Source organism: Mycobacterium zoologicum (genome assembly GCF_020181635.2).
Classification (GTDB): Bacteria; Actinomycetota; Actinomycetes; order Mycobacteriales; family Mycobacteriaceae; genus Mycobacterium; species Mycobacterium zoologicum.
This window is the reverse complement of sequence record NZ_JAYJJS010000016.1, coordinates 69098-92645: the sequence shown is the minus strand read 5'-3', so window position 1 is coordinate 92645 and position 23548 is coordinate 69098. Positions and strand designations below refer to the sequence as shown.

At 69.5% G+C, this 23548-nt stretch carries 21 protein-coding genes; 12 read left to right on the top strand and 9 right to left on the bottom strand.

The features are described 5' to 3' along the window. Positions 1–17: 17 nt before the first annotated feature. Positions 18–287 carry a metal-sensitive transcriptional regulator gene (locus K6T84_RS14370; RefSeq protein WP_224864043.1) on the top strand — a complete coding sequence of 90 codons (270 nt, stop codon included), beginning with the start codon at positions 18–20 and terminating at the stop codon, positions 285–287. Between the two features lie 18 nt (positions 288–305). Here K6T84_RS14370 and K6T84_RS14365 read toward each other — a convergent pair whose 3' ends face one another. Further along, positions 306–1778, bottom strand: a complete 1473-nt coding sequence (locus K6T84_RS14365; protein ID WP_225401114.1) for an aldehyde dehydrogenase — start codon at positions 1776–1778, stop codon at positions 306–308. Positions 1779–1808: 30 nt separating this feature from the next. Next, positions 1809–2606, bottom strand: a complete 798-nt coding sequence (locus tag K6T84_RS14360) for a class I SAM-dependent methyltransferase (RefSeq protein ID WP_225401115.1) — start codon at positions 2604–2606, stop codon at positions 1809–1811. 34 nt (positions 2607–2640) lie between these two features. On the opposite strand from K6T84_RS14360, the gene K6T84_RS14355 reads away from it, so the two are divergent. Continuing rightward, positions 2641–3795, top strand: a complete 1155-nt coding sequence (locus K6T84_RS14355; protein ID WP_225401116.1) for a glycosyltransferase family 4 protein — start codon at positions 2641–2643, stop codon at positions 3793–3795. Positions 3796–3804: 9 nt separating this feature from the next. Continuing rightward, positions 3805–4230: a thiol-disulfide oxidoreductase DCC family protein gene (locus K6T84_RS14350; RefSeq protein WP_224864047.1), complete on the top strand. Its 426-nt coding sequence runs from the start codon at positions 3805–3807 to the stop codon at positions 4228–4230. On the opposite strand, the gene K6T84_RS14345 is transcribed toward K6T84_RS14350, so the two are convergent. Together K6T84_RS14345 and pgfA are read right to left on the bottom strand one after the other, a co-directional pair. Beyond that, positions 4227–5900: an MmpA family trehalose lipid delivery protein gene (locus tag K6T84_RS14345; RefSeq protein WP_225401932.1), complete on the bottom strand. Its 1674-nt coding sequence runs from the start codon at positions 5898–5900 to the stop codon at positions 4227–4229. The genes K6T84_RS14350 and K6T84_RS14345 overlap by 4 nt on opposite strands. Positions 5901–5927: 27 nt before the next feature. Next, positions 5928–7205: a cell envelope lipid trafficking protein PgfA gene (gene pgfA, locus K6T84_RS14340; protein WP_224864049.1), complete on the bottom strand. Its 1278-nt coding sequence runs from the start codon at positions 7203–7205 to the stop codon at positions 5928–5930. A 156-nt stretch (positions 7206–7361) separates the two neighbouring features. On the opposite strand from pgfA, the gene K6T84_RS14335 reads away from it, so the two are divergent. Further along, entirely contained in the window at positions 7362–8471 is a 1110-nt protein-coding gene (locus K6T84_RS14335) for an acyltransferase family protein (RefSeq protein ID WP_224865626.1), read from the top strand. On the opposite strand, the gene K6T84_RS14330 is transcribed toward K6T84_RS14335, so the two are convergent. Continuing rightward, the gene (locus K6T84_RS14330; RefSeq protein ID WP_225401117.1) at positions 8444–9772 is read right to left on the bottom strand and encodes an oxygenase MpaB family protein; all 1329 of its coding nucleotides are present in this window, start codon (positions 9770–9772) and stop codon (positions 8444–8446) included. The genes K6T84_RS14335 and K6T84_RS14330 overlap by 28 nt on opposite strands. A 94-nt stretch (positions 9773–9866) precedes the next feature. On the opposite strand from K6T84_RS14330, the gene K6T84_RS14325 reads away from it, so the two are divergent. After that, positions 9867–10451: a TetR/AcrR family transcriptional regulator gene (locus K6T84_RS14325; protein ID WP_225401933.1), complete on the top strand. Its 585-nt coding sequence runs from the start codon at positions 9867–9869 to the stop codon at positions 10449–10451. Here K6T84_RS14325 and K6T84_RS14320 read toward each other — a convergent pair. After that, positions 10445–11422 (bottom strand): phosphotriesterase family protein, encoded by a 978-nt coding sequence (locus K6T84_RS14320; RefSeq protein WP_225401118.1) that lies wholly within the window; start codon positions 11420–11422, stop codon positions 10445–10447. The genes K6T84_RS14325 and K6T84_RS14320 overlap by 7 nt on opposite strands. A gap of 75 nt (positions 11423–11497) precedes the next feature. Between K6T84_RS14320 and K6T84_RS14315 the strand changes: the two genes are divergently transcribed. Continuing rightward, complete coding sequence (locus K6T84_RS14315) at positions 11498–12424, top strand: acyl-CoA thioesterase (RefSeq protein ID WP_224864052.1); 927 nt, start codon at positions 11498–11500, stop codon at positions 12422–12424. A gap of 2 nt (positions 12425–12426) precedes the next feature. Here K6T84_RS14315 and K6T84_RS14310 read toward each other — a convergent pair whose 3' ends face one another. Further along, a complete protein-coding gene (locus tag K6T84_RS14310; RefSeq protein ID WP_224864053.1) occupies positions 12427–12885 on the bottom strand; it encodes a MarR family winged helix-turn-helix transcriptional regulator in 459 nt (152 codons plus the stop codon). Positions 12886–13039: 154 nt separating this feature from the next. On the opposite strand from K6T84_RS14310, the gene K6T84_RS14305 reads away from it, so the two are divergent. The 5 genes from K6T84_RS14305 to K6T84_RS14285 all read left to right on the top strand — a co-directional run bounded on the left by K6T84_RS14305 (position 13040) and on the right by K6T84_RS14285 (position 16987). Continuing rightward, positions 13040–14137: an LLM class flavin-dependent oxidoreductase gene (locus tag K6T84_RS14305; RefSeq protein WP_225401934.1), complete on the top strand. Its 1098-nt coding sequence runs from the start codon at positions 13040–13042 to the stop codon at positions 14135–14137. Continuing rightward, positions 14134–14679, top strand: coding sequence for a CE1759 family FMN reductase (locus K6T84_RS14300; protein ID WP_225401120.1), 546 nt, complete (start codon positions 14134–14136; stop codon positions 14677–14679). The genes K6T84_RS14305 and K6T84_RS14300 overlap by 4 nt, the downstream gene beginning before the upstream one ends. Positions 14680–14691: 12 nt before the next feature. Continuing rightward, positions 14692–15291 carry an NAD(P)H:quinone oxidoreductase gene (gene wrbA, locus K6T84_RS14295; RefSeq protein WP_224864055.1) on the top strand — a complete coding sequence of 200 codons (600 nt, stop codon included), beginning with the start codon at positions 14692–14694 and terminating at the stop codon, positions 15289–15291. A 71-nt stretch (positions 15292–15362) separates the two neighbouring features. Further along, complete coding sequence (locus K6T84_RS14290) at positions 15363–16046, top strand: TetR/AcrR family transcriptional regulator (RefSeq protein ID WP_225401121.1); 684 nt, start codon at positions 15363–15365, stop codon at positions 16044–16046. After that, on the top strand, positions 16043–16987 hold the full coding sequence (locus K6T84_RS14285; protein ID WP_224864057.1) for a R2-like ligand-binding oxidase: 945 nt from the start codon (positions 16043–16045) through the stop codon (positions 16985–16987). Before K6T84_RS14290 ends, K6T84_RS14285 begins: the two co-directional genes overlap by 4 nt. Before the next feature lie 2 nt (positions 16988–16989). On the opposite strand, the gene K6T84_RS14280 is transcribed toward K6T84_RS14285, so the two are convergent. Continuing rightward, on the bottom strand, positions 16990–18366 hold the full coding sequence (locus K6T84_RS14280; RefSeq protein ID WP_224864058.1) for an NADP-dependent succinic semialdehyde dehydrogenase: 1377 nt from the start codon (positions 18364–18366) through the stop codon (positions 16990–16992). 111 nt (positions 18367–18477) lie between these two features. Here K6T84_RS14280 and K6T84_RS14275 point away from each other — a divergent pair, with 111 nt between their 5' ends. Further along, entirely contained in the window at positions 18478–19335 is an 858-nt protein-coding gene (locus K6T84_RS14275) for a hypothetical protein (RefSeq protein WP_224864059.1), read from the top strand. Here K6T84_RS14275 and K6T84_RS14270 read toward each other — a convergent pair. After that, positions 19298–23536: an alpha-(1->3)-arabinofuranosyltransferase domain-containing protein gene (locus tag K6T84_RS14270; protein ID WP_225401935.1), complete on the bottom strand. Its 4239-nt coding sequence runs from the start codon at positions 23534–23536 to the stop codon at positions 19298–19300. The genes K6T84_RS14275 and K6T84_RS14270 overlap by 38 nt on opposite strands. Between the last annotated feature and the right edge of the window lie 12 nt (positions 23537–23548).

Sequence of the window (23548 nt, the reverse complement as noted above, 5' to 3'; positions counted from 1 at the left end):
ACGAAGGGAGAACGCCAATGGTCGGCGACGAGGAGAATGTCACCGCCGTGCTGAATCGGCTGCGGCGAGCGCAGGGCCAACTCGCCGGGGTGATCTCGATGATCGAGCAGGGTCGGGACTGCAAAGATGTGGTGACCCAGTTGGCGGCGGTGTCCCGCGCGCTGGACCGCGCGGGGTTCAAAATCATTGCCTGCGGCCTTCGGGAGTGCCTCAACGGCAGCGCTGACGCCGGCGAGGCGCCGCTGACCGAGGCGGAACTGGAGAAGCTGTTCCTGGCCCTGGCCTGACGGCTCCCGGCAGACGGCTCAGGCGTCCAGCGTGTAGCCCATCGGCATCAGCACGCTCTTCTGCTGGGTGAAATGCTCGACGCCCTCTTTGCCGTTCTCCCGGCCGATGCCGGAGTTCTTGTAACCACCGAACGGGCAGCACGGGTCGAACGCGTACCAGTTGATCCCGTAGGTGCCGGTGCGGATCTTGCCCGCGATCTCGATCCCGCGCGGCACGTCGGTGGTCCACACGCTGCCGGCCAGGCCGTACACCGAGTCGTTGGCGATCGCGATCGCGTCGTCCTCGGTGTCGTAGCCGATGATCGACAGCACCGGCCCGAAGATCTCCTCCTGGGCGATGGTCATGGAGTTGTCCACGTCGGCGAAGACGGTGGGCTGCACGAAGAAGCCGCTGTCCAGACCTTCGGGGCGGCCGCCGCCGCACACCAGCCGGGCGCCTTCGGCGATCCCCTTGACGATGTAGGCCTCGACTCGTTCGCGCTGCTTCTCGCTGATCAGCGAACCCACCTGGGCGCCGGCGTCATCCGGCAGGCCGACCGGCAGCACCTGCACGAAGTTCTTGACCGCCTCGACGATCTCCTCGTAGCGGGAGCGCGGCGCCAGGATGCGGGTCTGGGCGACACAGGCCTGCCCGGTGTTCATGATCCCGGAGAACACCAGCATCGGGACGGCCGAGGCCAGGTCCACATCCTCCAGCACGATCGCCGCCGACTTGCCGCCGAGCTCCAGCGTGCAGGGCTTGAGCAGTTCGGCGGCCCGTTTGCCGATCTCCTTGCCGACGGCCGAGCTGCCGGTGAAGGAGAAGATGTCCACGTCCGGGTTCGAGGTCAGTGCCTGGCCGGTCTCCACACCGCCCGGCACCACCGACAGCACACCTTCGGGCAGGCCCGCGTCGGCGAACGCCTGCGCCAGCGCGTTGGCGGTCAACGGCGTCTCGGCGGCGGGCTTGAGCACCACCGTGCAGCCGGCCAGCAGTGCCGGGCCCAGCTTGTTGACGGCCAGGAACAGCGGAACGTTCCACGCCACGATCGCACCGACCACGCCCAGGGGCTCCCGGCGCACGATGGTCTGCCCGTAGGCACCGGTGCGGATCTCCTCCCAGCTGACCTCGTCGACCGCGGGGCCCGCGAAGAAGTTCAGCGCCCCGATCGAGCTCATCCAGTGCATGGTCTCGACGCCCATCGGCGGCTGGCCGGTCTCGGCGGACAGCAGCGCGGTGAACAGCTCCTTGCGCTCCTCCATCAGCTTCACCGCGGCGGCGATCACCGCGGCACGCTCGGCGGGCGGGGTGGACGGCCACGGCCCGGAGTCGAAGGCGGCGCGGGCGGCGGCGACTGCGTCATCAACGTCGGCCTTGGTGGCCAGCGGCACCTTCCCGACGTACTCGCCGGTGGCCGGGCTGTGGACCTCGATCACCTGATCGGTGGCCGGGGCGGTCCACTTGCCGCCGATGAAAAGCTGGTCGTATTCGGTCGCGGTGCTCACGGTCATGGCGCACACCCTACCTAGCGCGCGGGCGAATTAGAACACGTTGCAGTCAATCGGTTGGCTCGGCCGCAGAACCAGCACCAGGTTGCTCACCCCGAACTCGCGAATACCCGGAACCGACGTCATCCACCACGCCCATCGCGGGTGATAGCGCGGGAAAGCCGCCACCAGGGCACCGGTGTGGCGGGCCCAGTCCAGACCTTGGGCTGCCGAGACCGCGAACAACGACGATCCGTAGTAGTTCTTCGGCGGATGGCCGTGCCGGCGGGTGTAGCGCGCGGCGGCCCGCGCCCCGCCCAGGTAGTGGGTCAGGCCCATCTCATGGCCGCCGAACGGGCCCAGCCACACCGTGTAGGACAGCACCACCAGCCCGCCCGGCCCGGTGACCCGCAACATCTCATTGCCCAGCCGCCATGGCTGTGCCACATGTTCGGCAACGTTGGAGGACAGGCAGATGTCCACGCTGGCGTCGGCGAACGGCAGCGCCGTCCCGGAGGCCCGCACAAAACTGCCTTTCGCAGACCCCGCGCCGGCGCCGGCCGGTCCCGCGTGCATCTCGGCCGGATCGGGCTCCACGCCCACGTAGCGCAGGCCCGCGGCTGCGAACGCATCGGCGAAATAACCCGGCCCCCCACCCACGTCGAGCAGGGTTTTTCCCGCCGGTGCGACGCCGTGCACCGCCTGCCACAGGTCGCCGATCATGGCCGCGGTGTCGTCGGCCAGCGCGCCGTAGAACCGGGCCGGATCGCGTTGTTCGTGGCGGAACCCGGCCAGCAGTCGCACCGAACGTGTCAGCGTCGCCCGTTTGGCGAGCAGGTCGGTGGGGGCCACCCGGCCCAGCCTAAGCGGACTACCCTGTAGTCCTGTGTCCGCTGTGCGCTCCGTCCTGCTGCTGTGCTGGCGTGACACCGGGCATCCTCAGGGCGGCGGCAGCGAGACCTACCTGCAGCGCATCGGCGCGCAGTTGGCCGCCGATGGGGTCAGCGTCACGCTGCGTACCGCCGGCTATCCGGGCGCGCCCAAGGATGAGCTCGTCGACGGGGTGCGCATCAGCCGGCGCGGAGGCCGCTACACGGTGTACCTGCGGGCCGGTGCGGCCATGGTCGCCGCGCGGGTGGGGCTGGGCCCACTGCGCCGGGTGCGGCCCGACGCGGTGATCGACACCCAGAACGGTCTGCCCTTCCTGGCTCGGCTGGCCTATGGCCGGCGCGTCGCGGTGCTGGTGCACCACTGCCACCGCGAGCAGTGGCCGGTGGCCGGGCCGGTGCTCAGCCGGATCGGCTGGCAGGTGGAATCGCGGCTGTCGCCGTGGCTGAACCGGCGCAACCAGTACTTGACGGTGTCGCTGCCGTCGGTGCGCGACCTGGCCGACCTTGGGGTGGACACCGGCCGGATCGCGGTGGTGCGCAACGGCCTCGATGAGGCTCCGCCGCCCACCTTGACCGGTCCGCGCGCCGAGACGCCCCGAGTGGTGGTGCTGTCGCGGCTGGTGCCGCACAAGCAGATCGAGGACGCCCTGGATGCTGTTGCGGCACTGCGGGGCCGGGTCCCGGGCCTGCATCTGGACGTCATCGGCGGTGGATGGTGGAGTGACCGGCTGGCTCAGCACGCTGTCACGCTGGGGATCACCGACTCGGTCACCTTCCACGGACACGTCGACGAAGACACCAAACATCAACTGCTGCAACGCTCTTGGGTGCACGTCCTGCCGTCCCGCAAGGAGGGCTGGGGGCTGGCCGTGATCGAGGCCGGCCAGCACGGGGTGCCCACCATCGGGTACCGGGCTTCGGGTGGGCTGTCCGACTCGATCGTCGACGGGGTGACCGGCACGCTGGTCGATTCCCCGGCCGAGCTGGCCGAACAGCTGCACCGGCTGCTGACCGATGCGGTATTGCGCGAGCAGCTCGGCGTCAAAGCCCGCGACCGCAGCGCCGAATTCTCTTGGCGGCAAAGCGCTGAAGGCGTGCGGTTGGTGCTGGAGGCAGTGCGCGAGCGCCGCTATATCAGCGGTGTGGTCTGAGGTCTGGCGGTGACCGGCAAGCCCGTTGCGCCCGTCCTGCTCTACGACGGCGTCTGCGGCATCTGCAATCGCTCGGTGCAGACCATCCTTCGCCACGACCGCCGCGGCACCCTGCGATTCGCGGCCCTGGACAGTGATTTCGCCCGCGCGGTGATCGAGCGCCATCCGGAGCTGCGCGACGTCGACTCGATGGTGTACGTCGAGCAGCCCGGCGGGCCGGACGAACGGGTCAGCATGCGGACGGCGGCAGGTCTGGACGTTGCGCGCTACCTGGGAGGCCCATTCCGGATGCTGTTGGCGGCCCGCATCATTCCCGCGCGACTGCGCGACCGGCTCTACGACAGCTTCGCCGCCGCCCGCTACCGCTTCGGCGGCCGGCACGACACCTGCCCGCTGCCGGCCCCCGAAGTGCGCGCCCGCTTCCTGGACGTCTAACGCCGGTCGATCAGCCGCCGAACCGCCGGCGCCGCCAGCCCGCCCGCGCCGACCACCAGCATCGCCAGCCACACCAGATGCGCGGCCAGCGCGGCCCGGCGCGCCCCGGCCGACGCCTTCGGCGCCCGCCCGCCGACCCGGTACAGGGTCAGGTCGGGATCCCGGTAGGACACCGGTAACCGGACCAGAGTTCTTTCGGCAGAACCCATTTCGCCTTCAGTACCGGACTCCTTGACCACCCAGCCGACCCCGTTGACGCCGAGGGTGACGGGTTCGGTGGCGGACAGCAAGGCCTGCTGCACCGCCCGGGCGTGACTGCCCTCGCCGGGCACGGTCCGCCCGCCGACGGCGAGATCGCCGGTGGTCAGGACTTCCGCGCGCACCCAGCGGGGCAGCGGATCGAGCACCGGCTGATCGCCGGTCCAGGAGAAGCGGCGCATGGCATCGGCGGGCAACACCGCGACCGGACGGGGGTCGGCGTTGATCTTCGCTGCCACCGCGGCCCAGCCGGGCGGGTAGCGCACCGAGGAGACCTTGCCGCCCACCCCCCAGATCAGGTCGGGCAGCACGATGATCAGCGCGCCGCAGCACACGCACGCGGCGCGCGCCGGGGGCAACCGGTCCCGCACCGCCGCCACCGCGCCGGCCCCGGCCAGCGCGTAGCCGGGCATGGCCAGCGCCACCCACTTCTGGCTGTCGCGGAGCACGCCCAGCCCGGGTATGGCATCGACCGCCCAGCTCAGCACCGCCAGCGCCGGCCCGAGAGACAGGATGGTCAGCACCAGCACCGTCGTGCCGGCCAGGATGAGCAGCGGCCGCACAGCCGGCTCGTCGCGCACCGTCGACCACCCCAGGCCCACCACGGCCAGGAACACCACGGTCGCCACCAGCGCGAAGAGCGTGGTACGTGAACCCGGCACCGCGTCGGCGTTCCAGATCCCGCCGAGCCCGGCGAGGCTGCCCAGGGTGCCCAGGCCTGGCTCGGCGCGGGCCGAGAACGCGCTGACTCCGGCAGACTCGCCCCGAGAAGACCCCGATCCCACCGCCAGCGCCATCAGCCAAGGCAGTGCGGCGGTGGCCGCGATCGCCGCGGTGCTGACCGCGCACCACCACAGCGGCGGCCCGTCCCCGGGCACCGCCAGACACACCAGCGCCACGACGAGCGCCAGCAGCAGACCCGTAGGGGTCAGCCCAGCTAACGCCAGAAAGAACACCAGTCCGAACAGCCCGGCGTCACCGGCACGCAGTCGAAGCATCGCGACCGCCACCCACGGCAGGCAGCCGTAGCCGACCAGCAGGCTCCAATGCCCCTGCAACAACCGTTCCGCCACATAGGGATTCCAGATCGCGACGGTGATCGCCACCAACTGCCCGGGCAGCCCGGCCGTCGGCAGCAGGGTGGCCACCAGCCGGGCGGCGCCGTAACCGGCCAGCCACACGCCGGCCAACAGCAGCAGTTTGACCACGATGCCGCCGTCGATCAGCCGGGAGGCCAGTGCCACCGCGTAGTCCTGCGGCACCGCCCGCGGCGCCGACTCCCCCAAACCGAGAGCGGTGTCGGTCAGATACGACCGCGGCGTGGACACCGCGTCGCGCAGCAACAGGTAGCCGGGGCGCAGCAGCGGCGCCAGGATGAGCAGCGTGAGGCCCAGTGCATAGCACGGCGCCATCCAGCGCCCGGCCCGCACCACCGTGGGCTACGCCGGATCGGAACCCGGATCCGCGGTACCGCGATCCGCCGGTCTGGACTCTGAGGGAGCGGCCGGGGGATCCAGTTGCGGCCGCTGAGCGGGCATCTTCTCGGTCTCGGCTTCGGCGCCGGGAGCAGGCCCGGGCGGCGGCGCCTTGGGTGCGAAGCCGCCGAAGAAGCCGGTGTCGGCGCCGTCGCCGCTGTCCCGCCAGCGCCGGCCCAGTGCGGACTCGGCAGGCAGGCTGAACCAGCCGACCAGGATGCCGCCGATCAGGCAGATCAGGCCGGCCGCGGTGAAGGTGATCGGCAGCACCCTCGACCACAGGGCCACCCGGTCCCGCTCGTTGCGGGCCGCATTGACCTGAGCCTCGACGGTCTCCTCGGAGCTGGTGACGGTGTAGTCGGCCAGCGCCACCTCGGGCTTGAGCGGGTCCCGGGCGTAGTAGTGATTGGCGTGCACCTTGGTCTTGACGATGGTGCCCGACACCGGGTCCACCCACATGGTCCGTTGTGCGGCGTAGTACCGCACCATGGTGATGTCCTCGTCGGGATCGGCGTCTTCGATGTGCCACATCCGCGCGGGCGCACTGATCTCGCCGTCCTCGTCATGGCCGTACAGCGACGGGTAGCGCACCGGTTCGCTCAGACTGCCGTCGGGGTCGTAGCCGACGTTCTGGACGAACCGGTAGGTGGTCAGTCCGTTGACGTCGTCCTGGGCCTCGTAGTTGGCCTCGTAGGCCTTCTGGGCGATCGGGTCGAAGAACTGGTACGACTGCTTCTGGGTGTCGAATGGGAACCGGTAGGACAGGCCCTCGTGCGGCAGCGCGATGTTGGTCGGCGGCGTGTCGTCGTCGTAGTTGCGTGGCCGCTGCACTGAACCGCCGGGGTGGGTGTCGTCTGAAATCGCTTCGGCGGTAGTGCGATTCAGCGTAACGGTATCGACGATGGCAAGCAGCAGACCGCTGTCCTTCTGCCGGTCCGCGCGCCGCAGTGACGATCCGGCCTGCAGCGTGACGACGTCGGCGTTGGCGGGCGCTTCGACGCCGATCTGCTGCTGGTCCACCAGCGGGACATCCTGGTCGACGACGGCGTGTTCCCCGCCGAGGGATTCCGGGTCCAGAGCCGCGCCGCTGCCGTTGCTGATCAGGGTGACCTCGATGTCCAGCGGGATCTTGGCGATCTTGCCCGACGTGTAGGTCGACAGCAGCAGCGCCGCGATCAACAGGGCGGCGCCGAGGCCCATGACTGCGCATGCGGCGATACGCATCATGACTGCTCGGTTCACGTCGCCGCTTCCTCCGTCTGTTGAGCCCACCTAAACCTGTTCGACCCTAACAGCAGTAGCGCAAACAGCTACTGTGTGTCCATCGATGCCTTGGACCATGAACCGCTGAACGAGCAGGTCGGCGGCGTGCGCAGCTTCCTGCCCGCCGTCGAGGGTATGCGCGCCTGCGCGGCCATCGGAGTGGTGATCACCCATGTGGCGTTTCAGACCGGGCACTCCACCGGGATCACCGGCCGGTTCTGGAGTCGCTTCGATATGGCCGTGGCGGTGTTCTTCGCCCTGAGCGGGTTCCTGCTGTGGCGGGGTCACGCCGGCGCGGCCCGTGGCCTGCGACCGCCGCCCGCCGCGGGGCACTACCTGCGTTCGCGGGTGGTGCGGATCATGCCGGCCTACCTGGTGACGGTGGTGGTGATCCTGGCTTTGCTGCCGGACGCCGGCGGCGCCAGCCTCACGGTGTGGCTGGCCAACCTGACGCTGACGCAGATCTACGTGCCGTTGACGCTGACGCCGGGGCTGACCCAGATGTGGAGCCTGGCTGTCGAGGTCAGTTTCTATATAGCCCTGCCGCTGCTGGCCCTGGGGGCACGACGACTGCCGGTGCGCGCCCGGGTGCCGGTGATCGCCGCGGTGTCGCTGCTGAGCCTGACGTTCGGATTCCTGCGCATCCCCACCCCCGTCGGAGTGAATCCGCTGAACTGGGCGCCGGCCTACGGCTGCTGGTTCGGTGCGGGCATGTTGCTGGCCGAGTGGGCGTTCAGTCCTGTCGGCCGGGTGCACCGGCTGGCACGACGGCGGCTGCCGATGGTGCTGATGATCCTGGTCGCGTTCGCGGTGGCAGCCTCCCCGCTGGCAGGACCGGAGGGGCTAACCTCGGCCACCGTCGGCCAGTTCATGGTCCGCACCGCGATGGGCGGCCTGCTGGCCTGGGCGCTGCTGGCGCCGCTGGTGCTGGACCGTCCGGACACGCCGCACCGGTTTTTGGCCAGCGCGCCGATGGTGACGTTGGGACGGTGGTCCTACGGCATCTTCATCTGGCACCTGGCGGCGCTGGACATGGTGTTCCCGGTGATCGGCCGCTTCGCGTTCACCGGCGATATGGCGGTGGTGCTGGTGCTGACCATGGTGTTCACCGTGGCGATCGCGTCGGTCAGCTACGCCCTGGTCGAGCAGCCGTGCCGGGAGCGGCTGCGCGGCTGGGAGACCCGGCATGTCAGGCCGCCGGCGGGCGCGGACGTCGTTCAGGCCGCGCTGCCGGCCGGGGTGTAGTCGGCGACGTCGCTGGTGTACTCGGCGGTGCCGTAGGCCTCCAGCCGCCGCTTGAGCAGCCGGAGCAAGTAGGCGTTCGTCACGCCGCGCAGGGCGGGGATGCGGGCGGCGCGCTCGACCAGCTGCACGCGGCCGTAGACGAACGGCGCCGTGCACGCGATCCGTGCGTAGTCGCCGGCGCTGAGGGTGACGCCCATCCGGGCGGCTACCTCGCGTTTGCCGCCGCTGAACATCTGGACGAAAAAGAGCTTGCTGTAGCTCTTCTCGACCGAGTCCGCGATGCGCTCGGCCAGGGTGTCCCGCTGTCGCAGGTAGGTGGCCATCGTCGAGCGGACCAGTTCCCCGCAGGTGGAATCGTCGAAGTCGTCGCGCAGCAGTGCCGCGCGCGCACTGAACATCCGGATGATGTCGCCGGGGGTGCTCGGCAGCAGCTCCTCGGGCAGGCCGAGCAGCACGCAGCGGTAGCGGGTGAACTCGACGACGGCGCGCTCGCTGTCGGTGAACTCGGTGCGTCCCCGCCGGTGGGCGTCCATCGCGATCACGAAGAGGTTGATCATGCCGGCCGGCATCTGGTCGAGCTGCGGAATCGGCAGCCCGTAGATGCCGACGTCCCACTTCGGGGAGCGCTTGAGCGCGTTGAACCGGACCATCGAGTGCATCAGCCGCACCATGGCCGCGGCTTCGAAGCCCGGCCCGTACCGGTCCAGCGCGCCGGGCAGGGTGGTGACGGCGAAGAAACTGGTCGTCTCGTTGACCCGCCGCGCGGCACGATTGCCCGACAGGGCCCCGGTCAGTGCCATCGGCAGTGCTGCGTAGGTGTTGAGGAAGGTCGCGATGAACGCCCCGCGGACGACGAACGGCGCCAACAACGCCATCGGGAGCCGGGAGTCCTCGGCGCCGCGGCGGACCAGGTCCATGTCCAGCCAGTCCGGCGTGGCCTCCATGTCGGCGATGAACGCGGCCAGCTCCGGGGGCGCGTCCTCCACCGCGTCGATGCCCTGGCGGCACGCCGTCTTGAGCATGCCGATCAGGCTGCTGACGCTGTACTGCCCCATCAGGGCCGCGTAGGAGTCCGACACGATGTCGCCCAGCCAGGTGGTGGTCGAGATGAGTTCGACCAGGCTTTCGTCGGCCAGAATCTTGGCGCGGGTGGAGGCTTTGCCGCGCAGTGCCGACACGTCGTCGGGATCGGTCGTGGTGCGGTAGGGCTGGGAGTCGAAGTCCAGGTCGCCGTAGAGCACCGGCAGCAGCTCGGCCTGACGGCGGACCCGCTCGCGCAGCTCGGGGTAGTGCGTGGGCATCAAGCGGCCTCTCGATCTAACTAACGTTTCGTTAGTTACAACTAACAGATCGTTAGTTATGCTGTCAAGCGTGATCCCGATCAGCCGACGGCGCATGACCGGCGAGGCGCGGCGTGAGCAGATCCTCGACGTCACGCACGCGATCGTCGACGCTGAGGGTTTCCACGCGGCCACGCCGAACCGGGTCGCACAGCAGGCCGGTGTCAACCGATCGCTGATCTACCAGCAATTCGGCAGTCCCGCCGGCCTTTTCGTTGCACTCATCGATCGGGAAGCCACCCGGGCGGCCGCCCAGTTCGCCAACGCGATCACCGGCACCGGAAATCCCGAGTACGGCGACTTCCTGGCCCGGGTGTTCGATCGGGTGCTGCGCGCCGTCGACGGCCACCCGGAGAGTTGGCGGCTGTTCCTGTTTCCGCCGCAGGGGGCGCCCCCGGAACTGCACGAGCGGCTGGCCGGCGCCGAGTCCGCCGTGCGGGCATTTCTCACCCGCGAGCTGTTGCGCAGCATCCCGGATCTGGCCGACCCGGATTACACCGCCCGCATCGTCGCCGCCGTGGGCCGCGAGCTGTTGCAGTTGCGACTGAGCAACCCCGACGAGGCCACCCCCGAGCGGCTGCAGGCGGTTCTCGGTTCGCTGCAACTCAACGCCGGGACCCGTTCGGGGCGGATTCAGTAACCGCCGGAGTGTTCGAAGATCTTGCGCGGGTTGTCCACCAGCATGGTGCGCAGTTGCTCCTCGGTGACACCGCGCTGACGTAGTGCCGGGATGACGTCGTGGTGGATGTGCAGGTAGTGCCAGTTGGGGGCGGCCACCGAGCTCAGTTCGCCGGGCAGCGCGTCGAAGTAGCAGTTGGCGTCGTGCGAGAGCACCATCTTGTCGGCGTGGCCGCGCTCGCACATGGCCGCCACCGTGTTGACCCGCTCCTCGAACGGCAGGATCAGGTCGATGCCGAACCGGTCCATGCCCAGATAGGAGCCCGCGGCGATCAGCTCCTCCAGGTAGCCCAGATCGGTGGAGTCCCCGGAGTGCCCGATCACCACCCGGGACAGGTCGACGCCCTCTTCTTCGAAGATTCGCTGCTGTTCCAGGCCGCGGCGCAGGCCGGCGTGGGTGTGGGTGGAGATCGGTGCGCCGGTGCGCCGGTGGGCCTGGGCGACCGCGCGCAGCACCCGCTCCACCCCGGGCGTGACGCCGGGTTCGTCGGTGGCGCACTTGAGGATCGCCGCCTTGATCCCGGTGTCGGCGATACCCTCCTCGATGTCCCGGACGAACATGTCGGCCATGATCTCCGGGCCGTCCAGCATGGTTCCGGGGCCGCGGTAGTGGAAGGCGAACGGCACGTCGTTGTAGGTGTAGACGCCGGTGGCCACCACGATGTTCAGTTCGGTGCCCGCGGCCACCCGGGCGATCCGCGGGATGTAGCGGCCCAGCCCGATCACGGTCAGGTCGACGATGGTGTCCACGCCCGCCGCTTTCAGCTCGTCGAGCCGGCGGATCGCGTCGGCCACCCGGGCGTCTTCGTCGCCCCAGGCCTCGGGGTAGTTCTGGGCGATCTCGGTGGTCATGATGAACACGTGCTCGTGCATCAGCGTGACGCCCAGATCGGTGGTGTCGATGGGGCCGCGCGCGGTGGGTAGCTGTGACATTGCTTGATACTAGGGAGATGTCGACGGATCGCGCCGAGAATCGATCTGGATACCGGTGATTCGCCGAAGGGGGAGATGGTGTCGACCACCACGTTGAGGTTTCTGGCCAAGGCCACCGATGTCGGCTATGGCGACCGGATCGACGGCGGGCACGTACTGGAATGGGTGGACAAGGCCGGGTACGCGTGTGCCGCGCAGTGGAGCGGGCGCTACTGCGTCACCGCTTTCATCGGTGACATCCGGTTCACCAGACCGATCGCGGTCGGCGAACTCGTCGAGATCAACGCACGCGTCGCCCATACCGGCCGCAGCAGCATGCACCTGGTCATCACGGTGTCCGCCGGCGATCCACGTACCGGGGAGCTGGTCAGAACAGCGCAGTGCCTGGCGGTGTTCATCGCCGTCGACGACGACGGCAAGGCGGTCGGCGTGCCGGCCTTCACGGCGCAGACCGAGTCGGAGCAGCGGTTGCAACGAGCCGCTGCGCACCGCGCGGCCATGCGCGCCGAGATCGACGCCACCGTGGCCGCGCAGGAGTACGGCGACGACGGTCCGGCGCCGCGCGCGATCCTGCGATTCATGGCCGCCCCCACCGATGTCAACTGGGGTGGAAAAGTACACGGCGGCAAGGTGATGCGCTGGATCGACGAGACGGCGTTCTTGTGCGCCGCGCAGTGGACCGGTGGGGATGTGGTCGCCTCGCGGATAGTCGGGATCCGGTTCTACCGGCCGATCGTGGTGGGCACCATGATCGAGGTCAGCGCCCGGTTGATCCACACCTCGACCCGGCGGTTGTACATCAGCGTGCATGTTCGCTCGTCGGACGTGCGCACCGGTGCCGGTGAGCTCTCGGCCCACGCGATGGCGCTGTTCGCCGAGCTCGACGACGACGGTGGCGCGACGACCGTGCGGCAGTGGAGTCCGGTCACCGACGAGGACCGCCGGCTGGACCGGCACGCCCTGGATCTCGTCGAGATGCTGCAGCACGCCCCGACGAGGTAGGTCTACGCGTTGTTCAGCAGGTTGTCGCGGATCTGCGCGTAGGAGTGGGTGAACAGTTCCACCTCACGTGGGCTGAGCAGATCGAAGAGGTTGGTGCGCACCGCTCTCACGTGGCCGGGCGCCGCCTGCTGCAGCTTCTCCAGGCCCGCTTCGGTGAGCTCGGCGAACAGGCCCCGTTTGTCCTCGGCGCACGTGGCCTGGCGTACCCAGCCGGCCTCGTTCAGCCGTTTGACCGCGCGGGTCACCCCGCTGCGGGTCGTCACGGTGTGATCGGCCAACTCGTTCATCCGCATCCGCTGCTGCGGGGCCTCTGACAGCAGCACCAGGATCTCGAAGTCGGACATATTGATGCCCGCGTCGGCGGCCAGGTGCCGGTCCAGGTCCCGCATCAGCAGTCGGGTGCTCTCCAGGTACAGCCGCCACATCCGCTGCTCGTCGTCGCTGAGCCAGTGCGTCGCCATGCCCACAAATATAGTTGATATTGCTACGGTTATCCAGCCAAAACGCCCAGTATGAAGTTCATCGAGTGAGGGAATGAACCGATAAATAGTTGAGTTAACAACTATCATGTACTGTAACGAGCAACCCAGGAGGACCGACGTGACAGACACCGGCATGCAGTTCGGCATCTTCACCGTCGGTGATGTCACCGTCGACCCCACCACCGGCCGCGTGCCGACCGAGTCCGAGCGGATCAAGGCCACCGTGGCCATCGCCCGCAAGGCCGAGGAGGTCGGCCTGGACGTCTTCGCCACCGGCGAGCACCACAACCCGCCGTTCGTACCGTCGTCGCCGACGACGTTGTTGGGCTACATCGCGGCGCAGACCGAGCGGATCCAGCTGACCACCGCCACTACGTTGATCACCACCAACGACCCGGTGAAGATCGCCGAGGACTTCAGTGTCCTGCAGCACCTCGCCGACGGCCGGGTGGACCTGATGCTGGGTCGCGGAAACACCGGCCCGGTGTATCCCTGGTTCGGCAAGGACATCCGGACGGCGCTGCCGTTGACAGTGGAGAACTACCAGTTGTTGCGCCGACTGTGGCGCGAGGACGTCGTCGACTGGAGTGGGCAGTACCGAACCCCGTTGCAGGGATTCACTCTGGCGCCGCGCCCGCTGGACGGCGTGCCCCCGTTCGTCTGGCATGGCTCGATCCGCAGTCCCGAGATCGCCGAATTGGCGGCGCATTACGGTGACGGGTTCTTCGCCAATCACATCTTCTGGCCGGCGTCGCACACCAAGCGGATGGTGCAGCTCTACCGGCAGCGCTTCGAGCACTACGGGCACGGCGGCGCGGACCAGGCGATCGTCGGGTTGGGCGGCCAGGTGTTCATGCGGCCCAACAGTCAGGACGCGGTCAACGAGTTCCGGCCGTACTTCGACAACGCCCCGGTCTACGGGCACGGTGCGAGCCTGGAGGAGTTCAGCACCCAGACCCCGCTGACGGTGGGCTCGCCGCAGCAGGTGATCGACAAGACCCTGGGTTTCCGGGACTACGCCGGCGACTACCAGCGGCAGCTGTTCCTCATCGACCATGCGGGCCTGCCGCTCAAGACGGTGCTCGAGCAGCTCGACATGCTGGGTGAGCACGTTGTTCCGGTGCTGCGCAAGGAGTTCGCCATCGGCCGGCCCGCGCATGTGCCGGGTGCCCCGACGCACGCCTCGCTGGTCGAGGCCGCGCAGCAGCCCGAGATCCAGGAGGCGTCATGAAGTTGATCGTGATCAGCGGCGGACTGCGTGAGCCGTCGTCCACCCGGCTGCTGGCCGACCGGCTCGGAGCGGCAGTACGCGCCGAGCTGGCCTCGGGTGACATCGAGCCCGACATCGAGGTGATCGAGCTCCGCCAGCTCGCCCGGGCGATCACCGACGCCATGCTGGCGGGGTTCGCCTCGCCCGAGCTGGAGGAGGTGTTCGACGCGATCGCCGGCTGCGACGGAGTGATCGCGGTGACGCCGACGTTCAACGCGACCTTCAGCGGTCTGTTCAAGTCGTTCTTCGACGTGTTGCCCGAGCAGACCCTGGAGGGCACGCCGGTGTTGATCGCGGCGACCGGCGGTACCGAGCGTCACTCACTGGTGCTCGACCACGCCCTGCGTCCGATGTTCTGCTATCTGCACGCGCTGGTGTCGCCGACAGGGGTGTTCGCTGCCACTTCGGACTTCGGCGCGCAGGGCCTGTCCGATCGGATCACCAGGGCGGCCAAGGATTTCTGCGGTGTTTTGCAACGCCTGCTCGCGGGCGCCCAACAATAAGGAGAGATGGCAATGACGAAATTGGCGGTTATCTACTACTCGGCGACCGGGCATGGCACCGCGATGGCGCAGCGGGTGGCCCGAGCCGGCGAAGCTGCGGGCGCCGAGGTTCGCCTGCGCCACATCGCCGAGACCCGCGATCCGGCGACGTTCGCCGACAACCCGGCGTGGACCGCCAACTTCGAGGCGACCAGGGCGCTGCCCGAGGCTACCGGAGACGACATCGTCTGGGCGGATGCCGTCGTATTCGGCACCCCCACCCGATTTGGTTCTCCCTCAGCACAATTCCGCAGCTTCCTCGACGGCCTGGGCGGGCTGTGGGCGCAGGGCGCCCTCGCCGACAAGGTCTATGCCGGCTTCACCTCCAGCCAGACCGCTCACGGTGGGCAGGAGGCAACCCTGCTGAATCTCTATGTCTCCCTGATGCACTTCGGCGGCATCCTGGTCCCGCCGGGCTACACCGACCCGATCAAATTCGCCGACGGCAACCCGTACGGCGTCGGACACATCACCGGTCCGGACAACCGCAACGAGCTCGGCGAGGCCACCCTGGCGGCGCTGGATCACCTGGCCACCCGGGTGGTGGGGGTTGCGGGCAGGCTCGCCGGATAGCGGGCCGGGGTCTTGATATGTGACTGACCTCACACTAGGGTGACCAGTGGTCATTCCAGTGAGGTGGTCCGATGCCGACGGTGACGTGGGGACGGGTCGACCCGGCGCGCCGGGCCGCCGTGCTGGAGGCCGCCGAGGTGGAGTTCAGCACGCACGGCTACTCGCACGGCAGCCTGAACACCATCGCGCGGCGCGCCAAGGTCGCCAAAGGCAGCCTGTTCCAGTACTTCGCCGACAAGGCCGACCTGTACGCGTTCGTCGCCGACACCTCCGCTTCGCGGGTGCGCACCCACATGGAGCGTCAGATCGCCGAACTCGACTCCGGCAGACCGTTTTTCGAGTTCCTCACCGACATACTCGACGTGTGGGTGGCCTACTTCGCCGATCACCCGCGGGAACGTGCCCTGCACGCGGCGGCCAGCATGGAAGTCGACACCGACGCCCGGATCAGCGTGCGCACCGTCATGCACCGGCACTACCTGGACGTGCTGCGCCCCCTGGTGGATGGCGCCGTGACGCGCGGCGACCTGCGTGCCGACGCCGACACCGGCGCACTGCTGTCGCTGTTGCTGCTGATCCTCCCGCACCTGGCGCTCGCGCCGTATCTGCGCGGCATCGACCCGATCCTCGGCCTCGATGAACCGACCCCGGAACAACCGGTCCTGGCGGTACGCCGACTGGTCGCCGTGTTGACCGCGGCATTCGGTGGCGAAGCCACTCGCCTCCGACACCCATCGAAGGAGGCAATCACATGACGCGCACGCACTTCGACTCGCTGGCCGCTGGCGGCCTGAACTGGGACAGCCTGCCGCTCAAGCTGTTCGCCGGCGGCAACGCGAAGTTCTGGAATCCCGCCGACATCGACTTCTCCCGCGACCGGGCGGACTGGGAGGCGTTGACCGACCGGGAACGCGACTACGCCACCCGGTTGTGCGCGCAGTTCATCGCCGGCGAGGAGTCGGTGACCCAGGACATCCAGCCGTTCATGGCGGCGATGCGCGCCGAAGGGCGTCTGGGCGACGAGATGTATCTGACCCAGTTCGCCTTCGAGGAGGCCAAACACACCCAGGTGTTCCGGATGTGGCTCGACGCCGTCGGCATGACCGAGCAGTTGGACGGCTACCTCGAGGCACTTCCGACGTATCTGCAGATATTCAACGAGGAGCTGCCGGAGTCGCTGCACACCCTGGCCGGCGATCCGTCACCGGCGGCACAGGTTCGGGCGTCGGTCACCTACAACCACTTCGTCGAGGGCACGCTGGCGCTGACCGGCTACTACGCCTGGCACAAGATCTGCGTGCAGCGCGGCATCCTGCCCGGCATGCAGGCGCTGATCTCCCACATCGCCGACGACGAGCGCCGGCACATGGCCTGGGGCACCTTCACCTGCCGCCGGCACGTCGCCGCCGACGACGCCAACTGGACGGTGTTCGAGGGCCGGATGAACGAACTCCTGCCGATGCTGGCGAGCTTCACCGCGGAGGGGTACGCGATCTACGGTGACGACATCCCGTTCGGCCTGTCCAGCGAAGAGCTGCTGAACTACGGCATGGACAAGGGGACGCGGCGGTTCGGCACGATCAGCAGCGCCCGCGGCCGCCCGGTCGGTGAGATCGACCTGGACTACAGCCCGGTGCAGTTGGAGGACACCTTCGCCGACGAGGACCGTCAGCTGCTGGTCGCCGCGTCCGCCTGAGGTCAGGCCACCCACACCGTCTTGAGGTTGCAGAACTCGCGCATCCCGTGGCCGGACAGCTCCCGGCCGTACCCGGAGCGCTTGATCCCGCCGAACGGCAACTCCGGGTAGGAGACCGTCATCCCGTTGATGAAGACCTGGCCCGCCTCGATCTCATCGGCGAACCGGCTGATCTCGGCCTGATCGCGGGTCCAGGCGTTGGAACCCAACCCGAACGGGCTGGCGTTGGCGATCTCGATCGCCTCGTCGATGTCGGCGGCGCGGTACACCGATGCGACCGGGCCGAACACCTCCTCGGTGAACAGGGCCATGTCGCGGGTGATGTCGGTGATCACCGTCGGCGGGTAGTACCAGCCCGGGCGTTCGATTCGCTTGCCGCCGCAGCGGATCGTCGCGCCGGCGGCGACGGCGACGTCCACCTGTTCGGCCACCTCGTCGCGGCCCTGCTCGGTGGCCAACGGCCCGACGTCGGTGTTCGGGTCGGTCGGATCGCCGACCCGCAGCGCCGACATCAGTGCGGTGAACTCGCTGACGAACTGGTCGTAGACATCGGTGTGCACGATGAATCGCTTTGCTGCGATGCATGATTGACCGTTGTTCTGGACCCGGGCGGTGACCGCGGTGCGCACTGCGCCCGCCAGGTCGGCCGACGGCATCACGATGAACGGGTCGCTGCCGCCCAATTCCAGGACGGTGTGCTTGACTTCGTCCCCGGCGATCGCCGCCACCGACCGACCGGCCGGCTCGCTGCCGGTCAGAGTGGCCGCAGCCACCCGCGGGTCACGCAGTATGCGTTCGACCGCCCCGGAGCCGATCAGCAGCGTCTGGAAGCAGCCTTCCGGAAAACCGCCGCGGGACAGCACATCCGCGAGATACAGCGCGGTCTGAGGCACATTGGAGGCGTGCTTGAGCAGGCCGACGTTGCCGGCCATCAGCGCCGGGGCGGCGAAACGCACCGCCTGCCACAGCGGGAAGTTCCACGGCATCACCGCCAGCACGATCCCGATCGGCTGCCAGCGCGCGAACGCCTTCGAGGCATTGACCGCCGCGGGGTCGGCGGGCTCGTCGGCGAGCAGTTCTTCGGCGTGGTCGGCGTAGAACCGAAAGCCCTTGACGCATTTGAGTGCTTCGGCCTTGGCAGAGGCCAGGGTCTTGCCCATCTCCAGCGTCATGAGTGCGGCGACCGCGTCGGCTTCGGCCTCCAGCAGGTCGGCGGTGGCGTGCATCCACCGGGCCCGCTGCGCGAAATCGGTGCGCCGGTAGTCGGCGAAGCGAGCGGCCGCGAGGGTGATCGCCGCATCGACCTGCGCGTCGGTGGCCGCGGCGAAGGTCTTCACCGTCTCACCGGTGGCGGGGTTGGTGGTGGCTATGGCGGGCACGCGGGCCTCCTAGGGGCGCTGTGATGTGGTGGTGGGTAACCACCCTGCCACTTTCGAACCGCGTAGGCTCGCCACGAGCGAGCATCAGCACGTCGATACGGGAGTCACCGGATGCGTTTCAACCCCCCGCCCAACTGGCCGCCCGCGCCGCCCGGATGGGTGCCGGACGCCGGATGGGCGCCGGACCCCTCCTGGCCGCCGCCGCCGCCCGGGTGGCCGCTATGGGTGGACGAGCCCCGGTCCAACAAGACGCTGTGGCTGTCGCTGGCCGCCGCCGCGGCGGTGGTGGTGCTGGTCGCCGGAGTGGTGCTGGGTGTGGGCGGCCGGTTCTCGCGCGAGGACAAGCCGTCGCGCAAACCCGACATCACCGCGTTGACCTCGGAGATGCTGGTCGACCGGGCCTCGTTCCCCGACCCGTCCGGCGGCAAATGGATCAGTGGGGTGGACAGCGCCGGTGACACCCCGTCGGAGATGCCGAACCTGACGGTCGACCCGCCGGAGTGCGCCGACCTGTACTCCAATCCCTCCTCGGCCCGGCAGACCGCGACGGCGACCTTGGCCAAGCTGCAACCCGGTGGCCTGCACTCGATGCGGGTGCGGCTGGCGCTTACCTCCGAGCACCCCAACCTCAAGAAGCTGCTGGACACCTGCCAGTCGTTCAAGCAGACCTTCGAGGCGGGCGGGCGAACCGTCACCACCGACATCGCGCTGACGCCATTGGAGGCTCCCGACGTGCCGCCGTGGGCGGTCGCGACCGTGATCACCAGTTCCAGCAAGGCCGCCATCCGGCTGCCGATCTCGATCACGGCGTCCACCATCTCCGGCTTCTACCGGGGGGTGCTGGTGGTCGCGACCAGCAACGACATCGGCCTGCGAATGGGCAAGGACGGCGAGGACGACGCCGCGCACGCCGACGAACTGGTGAAGCTGTTCAACACCCAGATCGAGAGGCTGGAGGCCGCGCAATAGTCGTTGCGGCCAGCACGGCGACGGAGATCAGCGCCAGCAGCTGCACCCCCGCGGAATGGCCGGCGTAGCCCTCCACCGAGCGCCACGGATGCCGGCACAACACCGTGCCCGCCAGGATCAGGCCACCGGCGCTCAAGCCCAGCCGCGCCGCGTCGTAGCCGCGCTGCCGATTCCGCAGCACCCACAGCAGCCCCAGGGCGGCGGCGAACACCAGCGTTCCCGCGACACCAGCGATCAGGGTTCCGACCGTCAATAGGCCGATGACCCTCAGCCGCCGGCTCGGCCGCCAGGGCGACGGCGCCGGATCGTTCCCGCCGGACCGCCGCGCCGGCCACCACGCCAGCAGGGCCAGCAGTGGTAGCAGCGCCAACCCGCCGGCCATCCCCAGCCGATAGGTCCGATTCGGTCCGAACGTCAACGTGATCGTGCCCTCGGTGCCGGCGGGCAGCACCCAGCCCTGTTGCCAGCCGTTGACGGTCACCGGCACCAGCCGCTCGCCGTCCTGGGTGCGCGCTGCCCAACCGCCGTTGATGCTCTCCGGAACGATCAGCACCCGCGAGCCGGGGGCGGCCGGCACGCTCACCTCACGCCGGGCCGGCGTCCAGGTCCCGAGCGTCACCGGTGCCACCGGTGTCACCGCCGGCCGGGCTGTGGGCCCGGACAGGATCGCGCCGTCGACCACGAACGCCGGACCGGGGCTGACCAGCAGCTCCTGCGCGCCGGGCGGCAGTGCGATCGGCTGCTGATCGCAGGGTTGGGCCGCCACGGGTTCGTCGGCGAGCAGTGCCCCGACGGTGGTGGACACCGACGTGTGCACGAACCGGCCGGCGATCGCGATGATCGGGCCGTGGTCGCAGTCGACGGTGATCCGCCGTGACCGGTTGCGGGCGGGATCTGCGGCGGCCAGCGGCCGGCCCTCCGTGTCGAGCGCGCTGACCTCGGCCAGGCCCGGCGGTTTGAGCTGGTCGAAGCCGATCGCGGTGCGGTCGATCACGTCTTCCCAGCCCAGCACACTGATCTTTACGGTGTCGGTGACGCGGGGCTGCAATCGCACCCGCTGCTCGTCGGAAGAAGCGTCCAGCTCCCGCACCTGGGGACCCGACCCGATGTCGATGGCCACCAGGGTGGGCCGTGCCGGCAGCGGCGAGCGCGCAGCCGTGAACCGCAGACCGGCCACCTTCGCCGGCCGCGGCAGCGTCAGCGTCAGCGTCGGCGGGGAGCGCCGGGCCACCGTCCGCTGCGACGCCGTCCAGGAGGTGCCCGGATCGCCGTCCGCTGCGGCGTAGGCCGACCCCAGCACGTCGAGCACGTCGGCGTCGCCGCGGGCCCGCACGGCATCCGGCTCGGCGATCAGGTCCACCAGATTGGGGCCCTGGCGCGGCCGCACCCACACCGTCGGGGTGACCGACATGGGCCGCGGCACGTTGAGGGTGCGGCTGAAGGTGGCGGTCTCCTCGGGCTCCAGCATCATCGACGCCGCGCACCGCACCGTGTCGCCGGCCTCGTCTGCGGCCTTTGCGCAGCCGGTGCGGCCCGGCAGGCCGGCACCGAGGTCCCACTGCGCCACTTGCGAGCCGGCCGGCGGAGCCGGGACCACGGCGGTATGACGCAGGTCTACCGGATGGGCGTAACCGGAGGCGTCGTACTGGGTGACCGCCAGGTCGGTGATGCCGAACTGCACACCGGCCGAGCCGTCATCGGTACCCGACGCCGTGATCCGCACCCAGGGCGTCTCGCCGTAGGGCAGCGCCGCGACGAGGGGTTCGCCGGCGTGGTCGAACCGCAGCGTGGTGGTGCCGTTGACGGTCGAGACCTGCATCCGCCGCACCTGCGCGCCGACGGCCGTGGCGCTGGGCGTCACGGTGACGGTTCCGTTGGTCAGCGGGTGGTCGAAGTCCACCTGCAGCCATTGGCCGACGGCGGACTGTAGCGCGTTGGACACCCAGGCGGTGCCCGCGTCCCCGTCGATGGCGGCGGCCGGCGACGTCGACGGCGCCACGTCGGGCAGCGTGGTGGCGTCCGAGGAAGAACTCGACGCGGTGAGCCGCCCGCCGATCCAGCCGCCGAAGACGGTGCCGGCACCGGGCGCCGGATAGTCCGGCACCCGGCTCAGGGTGTGCCGGGCGTCGCCGGCGGCGCGGATCGTCGACGAGTGGTCGTCGACGCGGCCGTAGTCGGTCTCACGGGCCAGTGGGGTGTCGGTGACGGTGACCACCGGCGTGCCCAGATCAGCCCGGCGCGCGTCGCCGGTCATCAGCACCGGACCCAGTGGCGGCTGCGCCTGCAGCCGACGATGCTCATCGAGCCGCAGCAGCACCTCCGGGCCACCGTCGACTCGCGGCATGGCGTCCAGGTCGGCCAGATACGGAATGCCCGGATTTCCGCCCGGGTCGCCGACGCGGTAGATCTCGATCGCCGGGTAGGACGGGCGCAACCCGCTGTCGGAGACGAATCCCGGCACTGTCCCCGACCCGACCGGTTCGCCGAACCAGGCCACCCGATGCAGCCCCGGGGAGCCGTCAACGGTGCGGTGCACCAGCAGCGGCCGGGCCGACCGTGAGGTGTCGGGGTCCAGGTCGTTACGCACCACCAGGTACGAGATCCCTTGCCGTGCAAGGGTATCGGCCAGGCTGGCGGAGGCTCGCCCGGCGGCGAACAATCGCTGGACCGAGTCCAGCGCCCGGATGGTCTGCGGTGGGGTCAGCGGAATCGAGTCGCGCACTCCCCACGGGCCGACGTCGAGTACCTGCAGGGGTTCGTCATGACTGGTGCCCCAGGTCTGGGTGGCGAACGGCGCGCCGGGCGCCACCAGCACCCGCCCCGGCGTGGGACCGCCGGCATTGTTCTCGCGCAGCCAGGCGGCGGCGTCCTGCCAGTACTGCGGCAGTGCGCGAAACGTCCCGGGTGGGGTGAGCCGGCCGGTCCAGGCCAGCGAGGTGCTCACCAGCAGCGCGGTCAGCACCACCGTGCCGACGGCGGCCAGCTTGTGGTGTTCGGGGTGCGCGAACGCGCGCCGCCACACCGGCCGCGGCACACTTCCGGGTAACGGGATGCGGCCCAGCAGATGTGCCAGCCCCAGCGCCAGCGGGATCCGCAGCACCGATTCGAGTTTGTGCACGTTGCGCAGCGGCGCGCCGGCGCCGTCGAGGAATGCCTGTACCGGATGGGCCAGCGGCGAGCCCAGCCCACCCGCATACCCCAGCGCCAGCAGCGTCACCCCGACCAGCAGCATCGTCGCCAGCCGTCCGGCACCAGGCAGGTTGCGGCGCAGCATGCCGGTCAGCCCCGCCAGCCCCGCGGCGGCCACCAGGCAGGTGCCCAGGATCATCACCGGCCGGGTGACCAGTGGCGATCCGGCGGTGGCGGAGGGCGCGACGAACGGCGTCCAGCTGTGGGTGCCGCGCAGCATCTCGGTCAGCGATGTCCACCGCGTGGTCACCCCGGCCGATTCGATGAAGTCCAGGAACGGCGGGCTGACCCGGCCCAGCAGTAGCAGTGCTATCACCCACCAGGTCACCGCCAGCGTCAGCGACAGCAACCACCAGCCGGTGAAGCGCCACCAGCGCCGGTTGGGCCGGTGACACAACCACCAGATCATTGCCGGCAGACATCCCGCCAGCGTCGCGACGGCGTTGACCGCCCCCATCAGTGCCACCGCGACACCGGCCTGCCCGGCCAGCATCCGTGCGGGGCGTTGCGGGGTGGCCGGGTCCGGGTCGCCCAGCGCCCGGATGACCGGCAGCAGCACCCACGGGGCCAGCATCATCGGCAGCGTCTCCGAGGAGATGGAGCCGATGGTGGACAGCACCCGCGGTGACAGCGCGAACGCCGCAGCACCGATCAGCCGTGCCGTCGGCGTGCCGATCCGCAGGGTTTCGGCGACCCGCAGCAGGCCCCAGAATCCGACGGTGAGCAGCAACGCCCACCACAGTCGCTGAACTATCCAGCCGGGCATCCCCACCAGGTCGCCGGCCAGGAAGAAGGCACCTTGCGGGAACAGGTAGCCGTAGGCCTGGTTCTGGACCTGGCCGAACGGCAGCTCACTGCTCCACAGGTTGACGGCGCGGGCCAGGAATCGCAGCGGATCGGCGGTGAGGTCGAGTTTGGTGTCCGGGGAGATCCGTCCGGGTGCCTGACCGAAGCTGCATGCCAGGGCCAGTGTGCCGATCAGCCACAGCCAGCGCCGAGACAGCGGCGACACGGCCTGCGGCTC